Source organism: Bradyrhizobium sp. B120, assembly GCF_049075665.1.
GTDB lineage: Bacteria > Pseudomonadota > Alphaproteobacteria > Rhizobiales > Xanthobacteraceae > Bradyrhizobium.
In genome coordinates this window covers 3213575-3232019 of record NZ_CP185242.1, presented here as the reverse complement: position 1 = coordinate 3232019, position 18445 = coordinate 3213575, and the positions used below count along the sequence as shown (strand labels likewise).

Sequence of the window (18445 nt, the reverse complement as noted above, 5' to 3'; positions counted from 1 at the left end):
ACGATGTAGAGATCGCCGACCGGGCTTCTCTTCCTTGAAAGACCTACTGCCGCGCCACCACCCGCGCGGCGAAGCCGGCCTTCGCCGCATAACCACGCACGATCGCTTCGCGCGCCTCGTAGTTGAGAATGGTGTCGACGTCGGTAAAACCCTGCGGCGCGAGCTGCTCGACGGCGTCGATCACGCCCTCCGGCCCACCGCGGCGGTTGGAGGCGACGATGTCGGCGGTCATCGGCAGCCGCTGCCGCTCATAAGCCGCCAGCGCCTGGCGCGGATGCTCGGCCCGCGCCAGCATGTCGGCGAGGCACCGCGCATCGAGAATGGCCTGCGACGCGCCGTTCGAGCCGACGGGGTACATTGGATGCGCGGCGTCGCCGAGCAGCGTGACGCGGCCGCTCGACCAATAGGGCAGCGGATCGCGGTCGCAGCATGGGTACTCCCAGAACTCCGGCGTCGCGTTGATCAGCCCGGCGAAGTCGACCTGCGGGATCGTGAAACCGGTGACATAGGGCATCATCTCGTCGCGCCGGCCGAGATTGGACCAGCCCTCGCGGCGCGGCGGCGGCGAGGAGCCGTCGCCGATCCGCACCAGCACCGCCCAATTGGTGAGGCGGCTTGCCGGGCTCGAGCCCGGCGCGATCGGATAGATCACGGCCTTGGCGTTCAGCCCGCCGGCGATGATCATCGAACGTCCGGTCAGGAAGGCCGGCCAGTCGGTGGCGCCGCGCCACAGCATCAGCCCGTTCCAGCACGGCCCGCCCTCGTCAGGAAACAGCGTCTGCCGCACCTTGGAGTGGATGCCGTCGGCGCCGATCAGGATGTCGCCGCGCGCGGTATGCACATGGCTACCGCTGCGATCGAAGAAGTAGGCGGACACACCGCCCTCGTCCTGCGTGAACGAGCCGAGCCGGCAGCCGGTGCGGATCGCATCGGCGCCAAGCCGGTCGATCACGGCCTGATGGATCACGCTTTGCAGGCGGCCGCGATGAACAGAGAATTGCGGCACGTCGTGGCCCGCATCGAGCCCGCGCTTCTCATGCCAGACCTGCTGGCCGTGCCGCGTCAGATAGAACAGCTCTGAGGTGCGGATCGCGACCTCGTCGAGCTTGTCGAGCAGACCAAGCCCCGCCAGCTCGCGGATCGCATGCGGCAACGTGTTGATGCCGACGCCGAGCTCGCGGATCGTCTCGGACTGCTCGTACAGCTCGCAACTGATGCCGCGCGAGCGCAACATCAGCGCAGTGGTGAGGCCTCCGATTCCGCCTCCGACGATAATCGCCTTCATCGTCCCTCACTCCACTCACAACAGGACGTTTTACGCTTTCGCCTAAGGTCGCACGGCCCTTTGTCCGGCCGCAAGCGGGTTTGTCGCCTCCGGTCTTGTCCAATCCGCGCTGTTTCGCCTTAGGATTAACATCGGCTCAGCGCGCTCCCACCTATTCCGTCACCTTGAGGAGCGCGGAACGCGCGTCTCGAAGGGTCGACGGCCACCAGCGGGGCCGTGCATCCTTCGAGACGCCGCTTCGCGGCTCCTCAGGATGACGGATCTGGTAGTGCATTTCCGATCAATCCGGCACCACCGCGATGGCCTGAATCTCCACCTTGGCGCGGTCCTCGATCAGGCCCGCAACCTGGATCGCGGTCATCGCCGGAAACCGCCGGCCGATTACGTCGCGATAGACCCCACCGATCTCCTTCAGCCGCGCGGAATATTCCTTGCGGTCGAGCAGGAACCAGGTCATCGACACGATGTGCTCGGGCCCGGCCCCGCCGGCCGCCGCCACCGCGACGATGTTGCGCAGGGTCTGGCCGATCTGCGCCACGAGGTCATCGCTCTCGAATACGCATTGCCCGTTCCAGCCGATCTGGCCCGCGATGAAGATTTGTTTGCCGCGCGCGGCCATGCCGTTGGCGTAGCCGATCGGCTTCGCCCATCCGTCCGGTTGCAGGATCTCGATCATCTCAATTGCCCTCGAAGGCGGGTTTCTGCTTGGCGACGAAGGCCTCGAAGGCGCGGCGGAAATCGCCCGTCACCATGCAGATCGCCTGCGCCTGCGCTTCGGACTCGATCATCTCGTCGACGCCCATCGCCCATTCCTGATTGAACATCGTCTTGGTCACGCCATGCGCGAACCACGGTCCATCCGCAAGCGAGCGCGCCAGGTCCTGCGCGGCGGCCGCGAGCTCGGCCGGCGGCACCAGGCGGTTGTGAAAGCCCCACGCAAAGCCTTCGTCGGCACTCATCGCGCGGCCGGTGTAGAGCAGATCGGCGGCACGGCCCTGCCCGATCACGCGCGGCAACAATCCGCACGCCCCCATGTCGGCGCCGGCAAGGCCGACGCGGGTGAACAGGAATGCGGTCTTGGCCTGCGGCGTCGCCAGCCGCAGGTCGGACGCCAGCGCCAGCATCGCACCGGCCCCGGCGCAGATGCCGTCGATCGCGGCGACGATGATCTGCGGGCATTTGCGCATCGCCCGCACCACCTCACCGGTCATCCGGGTGAAGGCGAGCAAGTCGGGCATCGCCATCCGCGTCAGCGGCTCGATGATCTCGAACACGTCGCCGCCGGAGCAGAAATTGCCCTCGGCGCCGGTCAGCACGATGGTGCGAACATCGGATGAGTATTTGAGATTGGTGAAGAGATCGCGCAGCTCCTCGTAGGACTCGAAGGTCAGCGGGTTCTTCTTGTCCGGCCGGTTCAGCGTGATCGTTGCGACACGGCCGCTCGCATCGACCTGCCAGCGGAAATGCTTTGCGGGATAATCCTTGAACGGACGGAGCTTTGCTTTCATCTCGGACATGATGTGTTCCTTCACCCGGTAAAGACTTCGCCGCCGGCGACCGCGACGGCTTGTCCGTTGATTGACGATGCGCCCTCGGAGGCAAGCCAGAGGATGGTGTCGGCGACCTCCTCCGGCGTGACCAGCCGCTGCATCGGATTGACCTTGGCGAGCGAAGCCCGCGCCTCCTGCTCGCTGCGCCCGGTCTTGGCGACGATGTTGGCGGCCGCATCCGCCACCAGCGGCGTATCGGTGTAGCCGGGGCAGACCGCATTCACGGTGACGCCGCGCCGCGCGTACTCCAGCGCCAGCGAACGCGTCAGGCCGACGACGCCGTGCTTGGCGGCGACATAGGCCGACACATAGGCGTAGCCGGTGAGGCCCGCGGTCGAGGCCACGTTGATCACGCGCCCGCGGCCGCGCTGCGCCATGGCAGGCAGCACCGCATGCGTCACCAGGAACACGCTGGAGAGATTGCTTGCCAACATGTCCGCCCACAGCGCCACGCTCGTCTTGTCGAACGGGGCGCTCGCAGCCTTCCCGGCATTGTTGACGAGAATATCGATCGGGCCGGCCTCGGCCTCGATTTGCGCGACGCCCCTGTTCACGGCCGCTTCGTCGGTCGCGTCGATCGAAACAGCAATGCCGGCGCGGTCACCGAGCAACGAAGCCGTCGCCTTCAGCGCATCGATCCGGCGTCCGGCGATGCTGACGCGCACGCCGGCTTGCGCCAGTGCGATCGCTGTCGCGGCGCCGATGCCGGAACCGGCACCGGTGACGAGCGCATGGGCGTTGGGCCAGAAGCGTGTCATGCCTTCACTCCCGCGGCTGTGCGTTCGAGATTGGCCTCGTATTGCGACTTGCCCGACAGATATTGCTTCGGCCAGGCGACCTGCTTGATGCCGATCTTCGCGGCCTCATGCAGCGTCCAGGCCGGGTCGGCGAGATGCGGCCGCGCGATGGCACAAAGATCGGCGCGGCCGGCGGCGATGATCGAATTGGCGTGATCGGCCTCCGAGATCGCGCCGACCGCGATGGTGGCGATACCGACCTCGTTGCGGATCTTGTCGGCGAACGGGGTCTGGTAGAGCCGGCCATAGATCGGATGATCGTCGGCCCAGACCTGGCCCGAGGAGCAATCGATCAGGTCGGCTCCCGCCGCCTTGAACAGCTTTGCGAAGGCCAGCGCCTCCTCGGGCGTGTTGCCACCCTCGGCCCAGTCGTGACAGGACAGGCGGACCGACATCGGCTTGTCCTCCGGCCACACCGCGCGGATGGCGCGAAACACTTCCAGCGGATAACGCGCGCGGTTCTCGATCGATCCGCCATAGTCGTCGGTGCGGCGGTTGGTCAGCGGCGACAGGAAGCTCGACAGCAGATAGCCGTGGGCGCAATGCAGCTCCAGAATATCGAAGCCCGCGGCGGCACCACGCCTGGCGGCAGCAACGAACTGGTCGCGCACTTCGTCCATCTCGGCGCGGCTCATCGGCTCCGGAACCTGGCCGTCGGGCAGATAAGCCACCGGCGAGGCCGACACCAGCGGCCAGTTGTGGTCCGGCAGCGGTTCGTCCATGCCTTCCCACGCGACCCGCGTCGAGCCCTTGCGGCCGGCATGGCCGAGCTGGATGCCGATCCGGGCTTGCGAATTGCGATGCACGAACTCGACGATCCGCTTGTAGGCCACCGCCTGCGCGTCGTTCCACAGACCGCAGCAGCCGGGGGTGATCCGCGCTTCCGGCGAGACGCAGGTCATCTCGGTGAACAGCAGGCCGGCGCCGCCGAGCGCGCGGGAGCCAAAATGTACCAGATGGAAGTCGTTGGGCACGCCCTCCTCCGCCGAGTACATCGCCATCGGCGAGACGATGATCCGGTTATGCAGCGACAGACCGCGGATCTGGAACGGCGTCAGCATCGGCGGCGTGACGCGCTCGTTGGTCGCGGGCACGCCGCTGCGCTCGGCGAACCAGCGTTCATAGCCTTCGAGCCAAGTCTTGTCGCGCAGCCGAAGATTCTCGTGGCTGATGCGCTGCGAGCGGGTCAGCAGCGAATACATGAACTGTTCCGGCTCCAGCGTGTCGGCATAGCGCGAGCCGACCACCTCGAACCATTCCATCGCGTTGCGCGCGGCATTCTGGATCCGCGCCACGTCGACCCGGCGCAGCTCCTCGTAAGCCTTCAGCACGCCGGCGATGCTGTCCTTGGTCGCGCCGTGGATCTTGAACTGGTTGGTGAGCTCGATCGCATCTTCCAGCGCGAGCTTGGTGCCCGAGCCGATCGCGAAATGCGCGGTGTGGGCGGCATCGCCCATCAGCACGACATGGCTGTTGCCGTTGAACGCGGTCCACTTGCCGCAGATCAGCCGCGGAAACGACAGCCAGGCCGAGCCGCGCAGATGCCGCGCGTTGGAGACCAGATGATGCCCCTCCAGGATTTCCGCGAACACCTTCTCGCAGAACGCGATGGATTCGGCCTGATCCATCTTGTCGAGGCCGTGGGCAAGATACGCCTCCTCGGTGGTCTCGACGATGAAGGTCGCCGCGCCCTCCTCGAACTTGTAGATGTGCGACTGGAACCAGCCATGCTCGGTCTTGCGGAAGTCGAAGGTGAAGGCATCGAACGGCCGGTTCGTGCCGAGCCAGATATAGCGGTTCGGCCGCATCAGCATGTCGGGCTGGAAGGTCTCGGCATACTTGGCGCGAACCTTCGAGTTGACGCCGTCGCACGCCACGATCAGATCGGCGTCGGGGAATTCGAGATCGGAATTGACCTCGCGCTCGAAGATCAATTCGACACCGAGCTCCTCGGCGCGGGCCTGCAGGATGTTGAGCAACCGCTTGCGGCCGATGCCGACGAAGCCGTGCCCGGTGGTGCGCATCCGCCGGCCCTTGATCAGGACCTCGATGTCGTCCCAGTGATTGAAGGCCTGCTCGATCGTATCGGCGGTGACCGGGTCCCATTTGCGCATGTTGTCCATGGTCGCATCGGAGAACACAACGCCGAAGCCGAACGTGTCGTAGGGGCGGTTGCGCTCAACCACGGAGATCTGGTGCGCGGGATCCAGCATCTTCATCAGGATGCCGAAGTAGAGCCCGGCCGGCCCGCCTCCAATGCAAACGATGCGCATGGCGTTCTCGCCTTTCCGTTTGAGCATGATCGCGTCGGAAAACCGGGTGCCACTTTTCCGGATCATGCTCTGGCTTCGGCCCAGGGGTCGGTTTCCCCGCCAGCCGATACGGCATATTATTTTATACTTAAAATAATTGTCAAGGGTGGTTGGCGCCCCACCCACAATCGTCGTCCCTGCGAACGCAGGGACCCATAACCCCAGGCCTTGGTTGTTGAAATGAACTGTGGCCTCAGCGCTGCAAACCAACAGCAATCGGTGGCTATGGGTCCCTGCTTTCGCAGGGACGACACCGAGTCTGTTGCTCGACCGGTGGCCGACGCGTCTGCATACGCGCGACGCGATGGCGCCTGCGCGCTTCACTTCTCGTCTCTTCGTGACAGGGCGCCGAGGCCGTCGGGCAATTCGGCGCCGGGACGCGCCCATCTATCGTCATTCCGGGGCAGCCCGAAGGGCTGAGCCCGGAATCCATCAGGCCGCAGCATGTGCGGCGAAATGGATTCCGGGCTCTCGCTTCGCGAGCCCCGGAATGACGAGGGAAGGAAGTCGCGCGCCCTCAATGCACCGCGGCGTACAGGATCTTGTCCTGCGTCGCGTCCGCCGCGTCGAACTCGGCGACGATGCGGCCGGTGCGGGCGACCAGGATGCGGTCGGAGACGGCGAGGATCTCCGGCAGATAGGACGAGATCACCACCACCGCCTTGCCCTCGTCGGCGAGGCGGCGGATTTCGCCGTGGATGTGCGGGATGGTGCCGACGTCGACGCCGCGCGTCGGTTCGTCGAAGAAGATGATCGACGGCTCCTGCACCAGGGTCTTGGCCAGCACCACCTTCTGCTGGTTGCCGCCGGACAGCTCGACGATCCTGGCCTTTCGCTGCAGCGCGCTGATCTTGAGCCGCTCGACCCAGTAATTGGCGAGCTTGCTGCGCCTTGCGCGCGACAGCAGGAAGCTCCAGCCCTTCCGCGTCGCGAGGCTGCCGATATAGACGTTGTCGTCGACCACCATGGTCTCGAAGAAGCCGTTGGCCTTGCGGTCCTCGGTGATGTAGGCGATGCCGTCATTGATCGCCTGCCGCGGCACGCGGTAGCGGATCGGTTTTCCCCGCAGCCGGATGGTGCCGCCATTGACCAGATTGCGCTTCAGCGCGCCGTAGACGATCTTGGCAATCTCGGTGCGGCCGGAGCCGATCAGGCCGGCGATGCCGACCACCTCGCCGGCATAGACCGAGAACGACATGTTCTTGACCGCCATGCCCATGGTGACGTTCTCGACCGTCAGCACCTTTTCGCGGCGCTGATGGGTCTTCTCTCTGCCGCCATAGACCGCCTGCGCCACCTCGCGCCCGACCATGTGCTGCACCAGCGCATCGCGGGTGAGCTGCTTGGCGGGCGCCGTGATCACCAGCTTGCCGTCGCGCAGCACCGTGATGCGATCGGCGATCTGCAGCGATTCCTCCAGCGCATGGGAGATGTAGATGATCGAGACGCCGCGGGCGCGCAGGTCGCGCACCAAATGGAAGAAGTGGACGATCTCCTCCGGCGTCAGCGATGCGGTCGGCTCGTCGAAGATGATGATGCGCGCCTTGTTGTAGATCGCGCGCGCGATCTCCACCATCTGCTTCTTGGCGGTGCCGAGCAGCGCCACCGGCGTCGCCGGATCGACGTGGAAATTGAGCGACTGCAACAGCTGCTGGGCCTGGATGTTCAGCGTGCGGAAGCGCGTCAGCAGCTTTTCATTGCCGAGCTCGATGTTTTGCGCCGCAGTCATGGTCGGCACCAGGCTGGTCTCCTGATAGACCATGCAGATGCCGGCATCGAGCGCGTCGCGCGGCTGCTCGAAATTGGCAGGCTTGCCGTCCAGCAGGTAGTCGCCGGAGGTGAGATTGATCGCACCCGCGATCGCCTTGCACAGCGTCGATTTGCCGGCGCCGTTCTCGCCGACCAGAGCGTGCACCTCGCCGGGATAGAGATCAAAATTGACACCCTCGATGGCGTGGACGCCGCCATAGATCTTGGAGCCGTTGCTGATCTGCAGCACCGGCTCGCGGGTTGTGGACTGGGTCGGGGTCGCCGCCTGCGTCACACCGTCATTCATCGCAGCTCTCCCGTGTAGCGCAGCAACCGCCCGGCGCCCCGCGCGGCGATCACGATGCCCGATGGCGTCGCGCAGGCCGCTGTGATGCCGTGGAAGCGGCCGCCGGCGCGGCTGTGCAGGCTGTCGCTGGCCTCGCCTTCGGCATCGAGATGCACGAGCAGGCCATAGGAGCGCGGCGGCGCCCATGGCTTCTGGATGCCGAGCGCCTTGACGCTGCCGATCTGCATCGGTTCCAGGCAATCGCTGCCGCCGACCAGCGCCGGCGCCACCCAGTAATCGGGCGGCATCGTCGCCATCATCTCCTCGCGGAAATCGTCTTCCTTGAGCACGAATTCGATCAGATGGGTGCGGCGCGCGAACACGCCGAGCAGCGCCCCGCCATGGCCGTCCGGATGCAGCCGTGCCGGATAGCCCGCCATGTTGGCGGCGACGGTCTCGCGCGGACCGAGGCCCGTGCCGGCTAGCGCGAACCGGCTGAGGCGATGCGCCCAGCTCTCGGTGAGCCACAGGCTCTTGCCGTCGGCGGAGACCATTACGCCGTAGGGATATGGCAGATCGCGCAGCAGTACCTGCGGATCGTCGAGGCCGGCGCCGCAGCCGATGAGGCGGCCGCCGGCGCGCTTCTCCATCAGATCGTGCCGCCACTCGCTTGGGCGGCGGCCGGCGCTGCCTTCGACCGCATAGATGCGACCATCGGGCGCCGCCGTCACCGACAATAGCCCGGCGAGCGCGCTGCCGCCGGCAGCCTCCAGCCAGCGCGGCGCGGGTTTTGCAGGATCGATCGCGGCAAGCCCCCTGCCCGCGACGCAGACCAAAAGGCGGCCGTCGGGATGCAGCGCGAGCCCGCCGGCATCATCCTCGAATTCGGCGACAACCGTGCGGGTCGCGAAATCACCGCCGCTGAGCTTCAGCACTTGCCGGCCGGCGGAGACATAGATCGCACCGTCGCCGGCGGCGATCACATCGTCAACGCCCGGCAGCGGCTCACCGATCGGCACGGCAGTGTCGAGCCGGTCGTTCGGGCTCATCGCGCCGTCGAGCGGCGGGATCGCGGTCTGGCCGCCGTCGCGGTCGATGACGCTGCGGATGTCGCGCAGCAGATGATCGAAGAATCCCATTACGTCGTCACCCTGCTTTTGGCGCCCCAATAGGCATCGTAGCCGGTCCAGCTGTCGTCGACGCCGTCGAGCTTGATGCGGCCGATCCGGTTGTTCTCGAGCCCGCCGAGATAGAGATAGCCCTGATGCTCGCGCATCGAGGTCAGCGTCGAATGTGAGATGCCGGTCGGATCCCACCACGACTCCAGCGCCTCGCCTTGCTCGTTGAACTTCAGCACGCAGCCGTGGTTGAGCGCGGGCGCCAGCCACTCGTCGGTCGGCACCTCCTTGACCATACGCAGGCGGAAGCCGGGCTTGCGCGCGGCAAGGTCGAAGGTCGGCGTGCGGATGCCGACCAGCGCCAGCCAATAGGTGCCGTCGGAGGCGCGGTTGATGTTGTCGGGGTTGCCCGGCAGCTCGTCCATCAGCACTTCGGTCTTGCCTTTGTTCGGCCCCTCGATCCAGTGGCGGAACACCTTGCACAGTGAGGTCGACGCGATCAGGATCGACTTGCCGTCGTGGGAGACGCAGATCCCGTTCGGGAAATAGAAGTGGTTGATCACCGTGCGCGTGGTCTTGGTCGCCGGGTCGTAGCAGACCACGCGGCCGTTCGGCCGGCCCTCGAGGATGTCGAGGGTGTTGGTGGTCATCTCGTAGCGCGTGGTGCAGTCGCTGAAATAGATCTTGCCGTCGGGCGCGATGTCGAGATCGTCGGCCATGCGCAGGCGGCTGTCGTCGTTCAGCTTGTACCAGGTGCGGTTGGTCTCGTCGGTGACCTTGAAGATGCGGCCGTCGGGCGCAATGCCGTAGACGCCCATGCCGGCGACCGCGACGATCAGATTCTCGTCGCGATCGAACTGCATGCCGAGCGGCCGGCCGCCGATATGGGCGAACACCTCGCGGGTCTTGAAGTCAGGCCCGGAGAAGCGGATCACATTGCCGTCGCGGGTCGAGCCGTAGAGCCGGCCCTGCCGGTCGAGGATGACGTCCTCGGGACCCTCGACCTGGTCGACGCCGATCGCCTGCGCATTGATCAGCCGGTCGTTCTGCGCGTAGGGCGAGGCCGCACCGGGCTGCACCGCGGGCGCCGAGGCGAGCGGCACGAAGGCCGGATTGACATAGATCTTCTGGATCGCCTTGCCGCGGTTCTTCGACCATTTGACGTCGATGCCGACCGCGGCGAGCAGGATCATGCCGGTCACCGCCGAGGTGACGTAGCCCGGAATCCCCATGCGCACGAGGCCGTTGATCAACAGGAAGATGATCAGCGCGCCGATCATCGCCCGCCACACCGTGCCCTTGCCGCCGGCCAGCGACACGCCGCCGAGCACCACGGCGGTCAGCGCCTGGAACTCCCAGCCGACGCCGGTGGTGGAATCCGTCGAGGCCTGACGTGCTGCATAGAAGATACCGCTCGCCGCGCACAGCGTGCCCGACAGCACATAGGTCATGAACAGCATCAACCGGACGCGGATGCCGGCATGGCGCGCCGCCTTGCGGCTGGCGCCGATCGCGGTGAGATGCCAGCCATAGCGCGAGCGCGACAGGAAGATGTGGCAGACCAGCAGCACCACGAACAGCGTCGCCGCATTGACGGGAATGCCGAGCACGCTGCCGCCGCCGATGAAATCCCAGGCGTCGCTCTCGACCGAGTTGGTCGCGAACACCTGGGCATAGCTGGTGTTGAGCAGATTGACCGAGGCGCGCAGGATGATCAGCGTCACCAGCGTGGTCAGGAACGGCCGCGTCTTCAGGAAGCCGATCAGGAAGCCGTTGATGCTGCCGAGCAGCGCGCCGACCAGAAGCGTCGCCGGCACCGCGAGGCCGACCGGCCATTCGCGCACCAGCAGGAAATAGAGCGCCGCGAAATTGCACAGCGCGAAGATCGCGCCGACCGACAGGTCGATGCCGCCGGTGACGAGGCAGAAGCCCATCGCGAGCGCGACGAAGCCGAATTCGGCGAACAGCCGCAGCAGCGACACCGAGTTCTGCACCGAGGCGTAGTCGGGAATGGTGAGCGCGAAATAGGCCCACAGCCCGATCATCACGGTGAAGGGAACGACCGGCTCGAACCACTGCTTGAGCAACAGCTCCGACAGCAGGAGCCGGGGTGAGAACCGCCGCACCGACGCGGAAAAGGAATCAACTGCCATCGACATCGCCAAAGCACTCCTGATCCGGTTTCAACGTCTCCGGATTCTGACCCGTGATACAGCCGGCGCGGGAATGCCCCCCGCGCCGGCTGTCTCGCGCCTTGTTAGTTTTTCTTGGGTAGCGCGAAGCAGGTGCCGCCGAGCGAGGCATTCGACTTATCGATCCAGATCGGCCGCGTGTAATAGGACAGGTTTTTCGTGCCGGGCTTGTCGCCGGACATCAGCAACGTCTCGGCTGCGAACATCAGGTCGTGGCCCTGCTCGGTCGCCTTGTAGCTGAGAAACTTGCTGAAATTGCCCGACGTGACCTGGTCGCAATCGAGCTGCGAGCCCTCGCCCGAGGCGAACACCTTCACATCGTCGATCTTGCCGGCATTGCGGATCGCCTGCGCGGCGCCCGATTCCATGATGCCCCAGAAGCCGATCGAGGCGCAGAGATCGGGATGCTGCTGGATCACGGTGGCGGTGATGTTGAGCGCGGTGTTGGCGTCCCAGTTCGCGGCCTGGTTCGACACCACCTTGATGTTGGGATCCTTGTTCAGGACGTCCATGATGGCGCCGACCTGATCGACGCTGGCGGCCGCGGTCAGTTCGCCCTGCACGATCTGTACCTTGCCCGATTTGCCGGAGCCGGTGCCGCAGGCCTTGACGGCTTCGTTCGCCAGCATCCTGCCGATCTCGCGCCAGTCGACGCCGACAAAGGCGCCGGACTTGTAGTTCGAGGCCATGTTGACCTGGATCACATGGGTGCCCTGGGCCTCGGCGCGCTTCAGGTCCTTCATCAAGAGCGTCACGCTCGGATTCTGCACGATCAGGACGTCGGGCTTCTGGTCGACCAGCGCGGTCAGCGCCTGCTGCATGGCGGATGGATTGTTGTTGGGGTCGCGCACGATGTATTTCATGCCGCGCCACTCGGCCTCTTCCTGCACCACGCGGCCCCATTCGTCCGACAGCGGCACGCCGAGCGCGATCGGCAGATAGGCGACGGTCTTGCCCTGCAGCGACTTGTCGTAGGCGGCGCGCAGCTCGCGCCCTGCCTTGGTACCTTCCTCCTGCGCCGATGCCGCGAACGGCATCGCGGCGAGCGTCACCCCGGCGAGCAGGATCGTCCAGAACTTGGTCGTCTTCATCGTGTCCTCCACACAAAATTCTTTTGATTGATTGGATTTCTTTTTTGATTGGCGCGGGCGCGCTCAGTCGCCTCGTGTCAGTCTCCTTGCCGCGCGGTCTCCTCGTCGCGGGGATGCAGCCAGTTGTCGAGCACGATCGCGGCCAGCAGCACCACGCCCTTGATGATGTTCTGCACCTCGCTGTTGACGTCCATGATGGTGAAGGCGTTGAGCAGCGTGCCGATCAGGACGCAGCCGACCACGACGCTGAACACGCTGCCGCGGCCGCCGATCAGGCTGATGCCGCCGATCACGACGACCAGCACGACGTCGAAGATCATGGTGCCTTGCGTGATCGCCATCTGCATGCTGCCCGTGGTGCCGACCCAGACCAGGCCTGCAATCCAGGCGAGCAACGCAACCAAGACGTGCTCCAGCACAATCAGCGGACGCAGCGGAATGCCGGTCAGCCGCGCAGCCTCCGGATTGTCGCCCTGCGCATAGATGAAGCGGCCGATCGAGGTCCGCGACAGGAACAGGTGCATCGCGATCGCGCAGACCGCGAACACCAGGATCGGAACCGGGATGCCGAACAGCCGTCCGGCGCCGAGATACATCAGGCCCGGCAGGTCCTTCGGCGCGTAGACCACCCAGGCCGGCGCGATCCAGAACGCAAGGCCATAGATCACGAAGCCGGCAGCCAGCGTCACGAACAGCGCCGGCGCCTCGACAAAGGCGACCATGACGCCGTTGACGAGGCCGATCAGCACCGCAACGGCCAGCGCCAGCAGCACTGCCGTGAAAACGGGCATGCCGTTCTGCATGTAGATCAGCGCGATCGCCCAGGAACCCGCCATGATGGCGACCTCGGAGAGGTCGATGCCGCGGCTGATCACGATCAGCCCCATGCCGAGGCCGAGCACGCCGAGGATGGAAATGCTGCGCAACAGATTCAGGAGATTGGAAACGCTGGCAAAACCGTTCAGGGTCAGGCCGAACACGACAAGAAGCGCGATCGTGATCAGGAGCACGATCTGCTCCTGGCTCGGTTTTGCGAACATTGAGCCCGAGCGAGATGATGCCGCAGGGACAGCAACGCCGCGCGATGGCGATTGCACGCTCATCGTTTCCTCCAGGTATTATTTTGCTTGAGACTTTAAGAGCGCCAACTCATATTCGTCAAATGCATTCGGCGGATACGGATTGATTATTTCCATGCATGTGCGCGATATCGATCTGAACCTGTTCGTCGTGTTCGACGCGATTTACACCGAGGGCGGCGTCAGCCGCGCCTGCTTCCGCCTCAATCTGACCCAGCCCGCGGTCAGCCATGCGCTGAGCCGGCTGCGCGCGATGTTCAACGATCCGCTGTTCGTGCGCCGCCATCACGTGATGACGCCGACCCCGCTGGCGCGCCAGATCATCACGACCGTGCGCCAGGCACTCAACGGCCTGGAGACGACGCTGACCCACACCAACCGCTTCGATCCGGCCAGGACACCGAAGCGGTTCGTGATCGGCCTGCGCAATAATCTGGAGGCGCCGATGCTGAGTGCGCTGATCAACCGGATCAGCACGGTTGCGCCGCTGGTCGAGATCGCGACTGTGCGCAGCGAGCGCAACAATCTGGAGCGGGAGCTTGCCGCCGGCACGCTGGACGTCGCGATCGATACGCTGCTGCCGCTCTCCACCGAGGTGCGGCGCGAGCAGATCCTGACCGAGCATATCGCGGTATTCGCCCGGCGCGGCCATCCCGAGCTCGGCAAGCGGCTCGACAAGAAGGCGTACCTGCGCCTGGAACACGTCTGCGTGACGTCGCGGCGCAGCGGCCTGTCGTTCGAGGACTTCCAGTTCCAGCGGCTCGGCCTGACGCGCACCGTTCGCCTGACCTGCCAGAACTTTGCGACCGCCTGCCATGTCGTGAGCCGCAGCAACATGCTGCTGACGGCGTCGGAGAGCGCCGCCTCCGTGCTGGAAGATCCCGGGCTGTTGCAGTGCTTCCCCTGCCCGTTCCCGATCAGTCCGCACGTCAATTATCTCTATTGGCACGCCACCGCCGAGGGCGACACCACCAATCAATGGCTGCGCGAGCAGTTGCGCGCCGCCGCGGCGCTGCTGGCCGGCAGCCGTTTCAGCAAGAACAACCGCCGCGCGGCCAAAGCGCGCCCCAAGGTGGGCATCCCGGTTCCGGCCAGCCTCGCCGCGGAATGACAGCGTATCACACGCCGCAATAGATCATTCGGCAGCCTGCGACCGCGCATCCTCGCGACGCAGATGGCGCTGCGCCCAGGCGGCCACCTCCTGCATTGTCGCCCGCGTCTCGGGCAGGAACGGAAAGATCGGATAGACATGGACTGAGTCCTCGACCAGCCGCAGCGTCACGTCGACCCCGGCCTGCTCCGCGCGCTCGGCCAGCCGCGTGGTATCGCTGAGCAACACCTCGCCCCGGCTCGCGGTGAGGAACAGCGGCGGCAGGCCGGTGAGATCGCCGAACAGCGGCGACACCAGCGGATCGGTCGGCTCATGCCCCTGGAAGTAGGACGCCCCCATGAACGTGAGCAGGTCGCGGTTGGCCGCAGGATCGTCGCCATTGAACTGCCGGATCGTCGGACCCGACAATGTCAAATCGACGAAAGGCGCCGCGGCAAGGATCGCCGACGGCAACGGATCGCCGGCATTGCGGAGCGCCAGCACCATTGCAACGGCGAGGCCGCCGCCCGCGGATTCGCCGGAGACCATGATCGAGCTTGCGGGAATGCCGCGCGCCAGCAATGCGCGATAGGCGGCCACTGCGTCATCGAGCGCGGCCGGATAGGGATGCTCCGGTGCGAGCCGGTAGTCGACGGTGTAGCAGGTTCCCGCCACCGCAGCCGCCAGCCGGCTTGCATATTCCAACGAGCCCTTGGCGGCCCCGATCAGATAGCCGCCGCCGTGGAAGTGCAGCACGACGTTGCCACCTTGCGCATCCGCGGCCGCGACGCGCCAGGCCTTGACGTCGCCAAGCTCGTCCTCCACCGCGGCGATGCCTTCGGGAAGCGGAAAGTTGCTCAGGAGGAAGCGGTCATAGGCCTCACGCAACCCGTCATGACCACGTGCGACATCTTCAGGCCGGAACGCATACTTCCAGAGATCGAACGCGCGCTGCGCCTCGGGTCGCTGCAACCGCTTGCCTTCGCGCAGGCCGGTGACATTGAGCACTTCGCCGGGCGGCCCTTCGGTGGCCTTGACCACATCATAGTCCCAGGCGAGGCCCCAACTGGTCTCCGCCAGCGGGTCGATCCGCGCCATGCCCTTCCAGCGGTGGTTGCGGTGGCGCAGTCGGTCCGCATCGGTCTCGTGCATCAGCTTCACCACCGCACGCGCACCGGCCTGGATCCGCGTCGTGCGCGGCAGCCGCCGCTGCTCATACTCCTTCAGCGCGCCCGGCACATCGTTCTGCCGTCGCGACAGCACGCGCGCAAGTGTCCAGCCATCCTCGATGCTCTGGCCGGCGCCGGCCGCAAGAAACGGCACCATCGGGTGAGCCGCATCGCCGAGCAGCGTGATGCGGCCGGAACTCCAGCAATCGATCGGATCGCGATAATACATGCCGGTGATGAATGCGCTTTGGCATTGCTCGAGCATTTTTCGCGCGCGCGGCTCGGCGTCATTGAAGGAGCCCAGCAGTTCGGAAATGTCGCCGGTCTCATCCCAGGATTCCCGCGTCACCTCGTGCGCAGGCACCGAAGCAAGGATGCTGTAGAGATTTTTCGGCCGCACCCAATAAGTGATCAGCGTCCGGCCGGGGCCGAACCAGTAATTGCCCCGCTCCTCCAGATCGAGGCCCTCGACCCGCTCGGCCGGAATCAGCGAGCGCCACATCAGGATGTTGGCGAAGTGCTTCTCCTCCTGGCCGCGCAGATGCTCGCGCACTACCGAATGGATGCCGTCGCATCCGATCAGCACGTCACCGCGCACGGTTTCGCCATTCGCGAGCTTCACTGCGACGCCGTCGGCGTCCTGCGAGACTGCCACGCAGCGGGCATCAAGCCGTCTGGCTTCCGGCGGCACCGCGTCGGACAGGATCTGAACCAGATCGGCGCGATGGATGTTGTACATCGGTGCGCCGTAGCGCTTGGCGGCCTCATCGCCCAGCGGAGCCTGGTACAGCATCTTGCCGGTGCGCAGGTCGCGGTAGTCATAGGATTGCGGCTTGACGCCAACGCTGCGAATGGCGGCCTCCAATCCAAGCTCGCGCAGCACAATCGCCGCGTTCGCGGCAATCTGGATGCCGGCGCCGATTTCGCTCAATGCCCTGGCCTGCTCGAGCACGAGAACGTCAATGCCTTGATGACGCAGCGCAATCGCTGTAGTCAGTCCACCGATGCCGCCGCCCACGATGAGTACACGCATGACCTGCTTCCTCTCCGAGTCCAAGTTAAGCGATTTCACTTAATTAATCCGGGATCAGTTCGCATGTCAAGCAGTCGGAAGGGCACGCGCGCGACCTCGGAAGAGACGCGGAACCAGATCAAGGCGGCCGCGCAAATGCTGTTTGCCCGCCATGGCGTCGACGCCGTGACCGTGCAGCAGATCGTCGACGCCGCCGGACAGCGCAACAACGCCGCCCTGCACTATCATTTCGGCTCCAAGGAAGAGCTGATCCGGCAGATGGTCGTCGACGGCGCCACGGTGCTCGAGGAACGACGGCGTGACATGCTCGGCGACATTGAGGCGCGGGGCGGACCGAAGACCATTCGCGAGTTGATCGTGGTGCTGGTCATGCCTGTCATCGAGCTCGGCGACGACGTGCGATGGCGCGGATATATCCGCTTCACCTCGAACCTGCAGGCCTCGGATCCCAAGGCATTGCGTGCGGCGCTCAACGGCCGCTGGAACGCCAGCTATATCGAATGCTTCGATCAGCTGAAGCAGATGCTGCGGCTTCCGGCGCCGATCGTCGAACAGCGGCTGTCGATCCTCGCCATCTACGCCAACGCGATCCTGTCCGCCCACGAGGCGGCGCTCGAGTTGCGCAACACCAAAAGCAGCCGGCTTTGGGGCCAACCCTTCACGATCGAGAACATCCTCGACACGCTTGAAGCCACGCTGACGTGCCCGGCTTCAAAGAGCGTCTTGTCCAAGCTGCCGGAGAGCTGACCGGATCATTCGGGCCACGCCGAGGGCCACAGTCTGGTTTGCGACAGTCGCCTGAACAGCGCTTCGCTCACATTCCGCTCAGGCCGCTGTCGACCGCGAGCGTCTGCGCGGTGACGTAGACGCTTTCATCCGACATGAAGAACAGCACCGCGTAAGCGATCTCCCACGCCGTCGCCTGGCGGCCGAACGGAACCTGGCTCTTGCCGCGCGACGGTCGTCCTGCACCGGCCTCGCGGCCGTTCGGGGTGTCGACCAGCCCGGGATAGACCAGATTGGCGCGGATGCCGCGCCGGGCGCCGGTGTGCGCGATGTTGCGCATCAGGCCGCCGAGCGCCGCCTTGGAAGAATCATAGACCGCCATCTGCGATCCCGCCTTTAGCGCCGCGATCGACGAGATGAAGACGATCGAGCCGCCATCGGCGAATTTGGGCAGAGCCGAGCGGCAGCACAGCATCGGGCCGCGGACATTGACGTCGTAGATCCTGTTCCATTCCTCGGCGCTGACATTGTCGAGGCCGGTCTTGCCAAAGGTGCCGATGTTCAGCACCATGCCGTCGAGCCCGCCCATCGCGTGGTGCGCCTCGTCGATCATCCTGATGACATCGGCCTCCCTGGTGACGTCGGCAGCGAACGCGAAACCGCGGCCGCCGTCTTCGGCGATGCGCGCGACCGTGTCCTCCGCAGAGGCGCGGTTGAGGTCGGCGACCGCGACATGCGCGCCCTCCCGCGCGAACAATAGGCTCATGGCGCGGCCGTTGCCGATCGGATCGGTTGCGGCATCGAACACGCGCTGGCCGCCGCCGACCACCAGGATGCGGCGGCCGTTGAGCCGTCCCCTGCCCGGCGCCATGCCCGACGATTCCGCACTCAGCGGGCGGACATAGCGCTCCGGCTTGGAGTCTTGCGAGGTCCCTTGCTTGCCCTCTTGCGAAGTCTCCGACATCCCA

Annotated in this window: 14 protein-coding genes; 2 read left to right on the top strand and 12 right to left on the bottom strand. The window is 65.5% G+C overall.

All coding sequences use genetic code 11. The features are described 5' to 3' along the window. Positions 1–43: 43 nt before the first annotated feature. The 10 genes from ACOIX3_RS14660 to ACOIX3_RS14615 form a co-directional block, all read right to left on the bottom strand. Positions 44–1285 carry a flavin-dependent oxidoreductase gene (locus ACOIX3_RS14660; RefSeq protein WP_420970519.1) on the bottom strand — a complete coding sequence of 414 codons (1242 nt, stop codon included), beginning with the start codon at positions 1283–1285 and terminating at the stop codon, positions 44–46. A gap of 280 nt (positions 1286–1565) precedes the next feature. Continuing rightward, the gene (locus tag ACOIX3_RS14655) at positions 1566–1961 is read right to left on the bottom strand and encodes a RidA family protein (protein WP_097670766.1); all 396 of its coding nucleotides are present in this window, start codon (positions 1959–1961) and stop codon (positions 1566–1568) included. 1 nt (position 1962) lies between these two features. Beyond that, entirely contained in the window at positions 1963–2802 is an 840-nt protein-coding gene (locus tag ACOIX3_RS14650) for an enoyl-CoA hydratase family protein (RefSeq protein WP_420970517.1), read from the bottom strand. Positions 2803–2813: 11 nt separating this feature from the next. After that, positions 2814–3593: an SDR family NAD(P)-dependent oxidoreductase gene (locus tag ACOIX3_RS14645; protein ID WP_420970516.1), complete on the bottom strand. Its 780-nt coding sequence runs from the start codon at positions 3591–3593 to the stop codon at positions 2814–2816. Next, entirely contained in the window at positions 3590–5905 is a 2316-nt protein-coding gene (locus ACOIX3_RS14640; protein WP_420970515.1) for a bifunctional salicylyl-CoA 5-hydroxylase/oxidoreductase, read from the bottom strand. Before ACOIX3_RS14640 ends, ACOIX3_RS14645 begins: the two co-directional genes overlap by 4 nt. Positions 5906–6461: 556 nt before the next feature. Further along, a complete protein-coding gene (locus tag ACOIX3_RS14635) occupies positions 6462–8000 on the bottom strand; it encodes a sugar ABC transporter ATP-binding protein (protein ID WP_420970514.1) in 1539 nt (512 codons plus the stop codon). Further along, positions 7997–9118: an SMP-30/gluconolactonase/LRE family protein gene (locus ACOIX3_RS14630; RefSeq protein WP_420970513.1), complete on the bottom strand. Its 1122-nt coding sequence runs from the start codon at positions 9116–9118 to the stop codon at positions 7997–7999. Before ACOIX3_RS14630 ends, ACOIX3_RS14635 begins: the two co-directional genes overlap by 4 nt. Continuing rightward, positions 9118–11250 carry an ABC transporter permease gene (locus ACOIX3_RS14625; protein ID WP_420970512.1) on the bottom strand — a complete coding sequence of 711 codons (2133 nt, stop codon included), beginning with the start codon at positions 11248–11250 and terminating at the stop codon, positions 9118–9120. Before ACOIX3_RS14625 ends, ACOIX3_RS14630 begins: the two co-directional genes overlap by 1 nt. Positions 11251–11354: 104 nt before the next feature. Beyond that, positions 11355–12380: a sugar ABC transporter substrate-binding protein gene (locus ACOIX3_RS14620; RefSeq protein WP_097670760.1), complete on the bottom strand. Its 1026-nt coding sequence runs from the start codon at positions 12378–12380 to the stop codon at positions 11355–11357. A gap of 77 nt (positions 12381–12457) precedes the next feature. Beyond that, positions 12458–13483, bottom strand: coding sequence for an ABC transporter permease (locus ACOIX3_RS14615; protein WP_420970510.1), 1026 nt, complete (start codon positions 13481–13483; stop codon positions 12458–12460). Between the two features lie 79 nt (positions 13484–13562). On the opposite strand from ACOIX3_RS14615, the gene ACOIX3_RS14610 reads away from it, so the two are divergent. Beyond that, the gene (locus ACOIX3_RS14610) at positions 13563–14570 is read left to right on the top strand and encodes a LysR family transcriptional regulator (protein ID WP_420970509.1); all 1008 of its coding nucleotides are present in this window, start codon (positions 13563–13565) and stop codon (positions 14568–14570) included. Positions 14571–14594: 24 nt separating this feature from the next. Here the strand turns inward: ACOIX3_RS14610 and ACOIX3_RS14605 are convergent, their stop codons facing one another. Continuing rightward, positions 14595–16751 carry an alpha/beta hydrolase fold domain-containing protein gene (locus tag ACOIX3_RS14605; protein ID WP_420970508.1) on the bottom strand — a complete coding sequence of 719 codons (2157 nt, stop codon included), beginning with the start codon at positions 16749–16751 and terminating at the stop codon, positions 14595–14597. A 63-nt stretch (positions 16752–16814) separates the two neighbouring features. Here ACOIX3_RS14605 and ACOIX3_RS14600 point away from each other — a divergent pair, with 63 nt between their 5' ends. Next, on the top strand, positions 16815–17498 hold the full coding sequence (locus ACOIX3_RS14600) for a TetR/AcrR family transcriptional regulator (protein WP_420970507.1): 684 nt from the start codon (positions 16815–16817) through the stop codon (positions 17496–17498). 67 nt (positions 17499–17565) lie between these two features. Here ACOIX3_RS14600 and ACOIX3_RS14595 read toward each other — a convergent pair whose 3' ends face one another. Beyond that, positions 17566–18441 carry an SDR family NAD(P)-dependent oxidoreductase gene (locus ACOIX3_RS14595; protein WP_420970506.1) on the bottom strand — a complete coding sequence of 292 codons (876 nt, stop codon included), beginning with the start codon at positions 18439–18441 and terminating at the stop codon, positions 17566–17568. Positions 18442–18445: the final 4 nt, after the last annotated feature.

Coding starts and splice junctions, on each gene's coding strand:
- ACOIX3_RS14660 (WP_420970519.1), bottom strand. CDS start 1,285: ATGAAGGCGATTATCGTCGGAGGCGGAATCGGAGGCCTCACCACTGCG.
- ACOIX3_RS14655 (WP_097670766.1), bottom strand. CDS start 1,961: ATGATCGAGATCCTGCAACCGGACGGATGGGCGAAGCCGATCGGCTAC.
- ACOIX3_RS14650 (WP_420970517.1), bottom strand. CDS start 2,802: ATGTCCGAGATGAAAGCAAAGCTCCGTCCGTTCAAGGATTATCCCGCA.
- ACOIX3_RS14645 (WP_420970516.1), bottom strand. CDS start 3,593: ATGACACGCTTCTGGCCCAACGCCCATGCGCTCGTCACCGGTGCCGGT.
- ACOIX3_RS14640 (WP_420970515.1), bottom strand. CDS start 5,905: ATGCGCATCGTTTGCATTGGAGGCGGGCCGGCCGGGCTCTACTTCGGC.
- ACOIX3_RS14635 (WP_420970514.1), bottom strand. CDS start 8,000: ATGAATGACGGTGTGACGCAGGCGGCGACCCCGACCCAGTCCACAACC.
- ACOIX3_RS14630 (WP_420970513.1), bottom strand. CDS start 9,118: ATGGGATTCTTCGATCATCTGCTGCGCGACATCCGCAGCGTCATCGAC.
- ACOIX3_RS14625 (WP_420970512.1), bottom strand. CDS start 11,250: ATGGCAGTTGATTCCTTTTCCGCGTCGGTGCGGCGGTTCTCACCCCGG.
- ACOIX3_RS14620 (WP_097670760.1), bottom strand. CDS start 12,380: ATGAAGACGACCAAGTTCTGGACGATCCTGCTCGCCGGGGTGACGCTC.
- ACOIX3_RS14615 (WP_420970510.1), bottom strand. CDS start 13,483: ATGAGCGTGCAATCGCCATCGCGCGGCGTTGCTGTCCCTGCGGCATCA.
- ACOIX3_RS14605 (WP_420970508.1), bottom strand. CDS start 16,751: ATGCGTGTACTCATCGTGGGCGGCGGCATCGGTGGACTGACTACAGCG.
- ACOIX3_RS14600 (WP_420970507.1), top strand. CDS start 16,815: ATGTCAAGCAGTCGGAAGGGCACGCGCGCGACCTCGGAAGAGACGCGG.
- ACOIX3_RS14595 (WP_420970506.1), bottom strand. CDS start 18,441: ATGTCGGAGACTTCGCAAGAGGGCAAGCAAGGGACCTCGCAAGACTCC.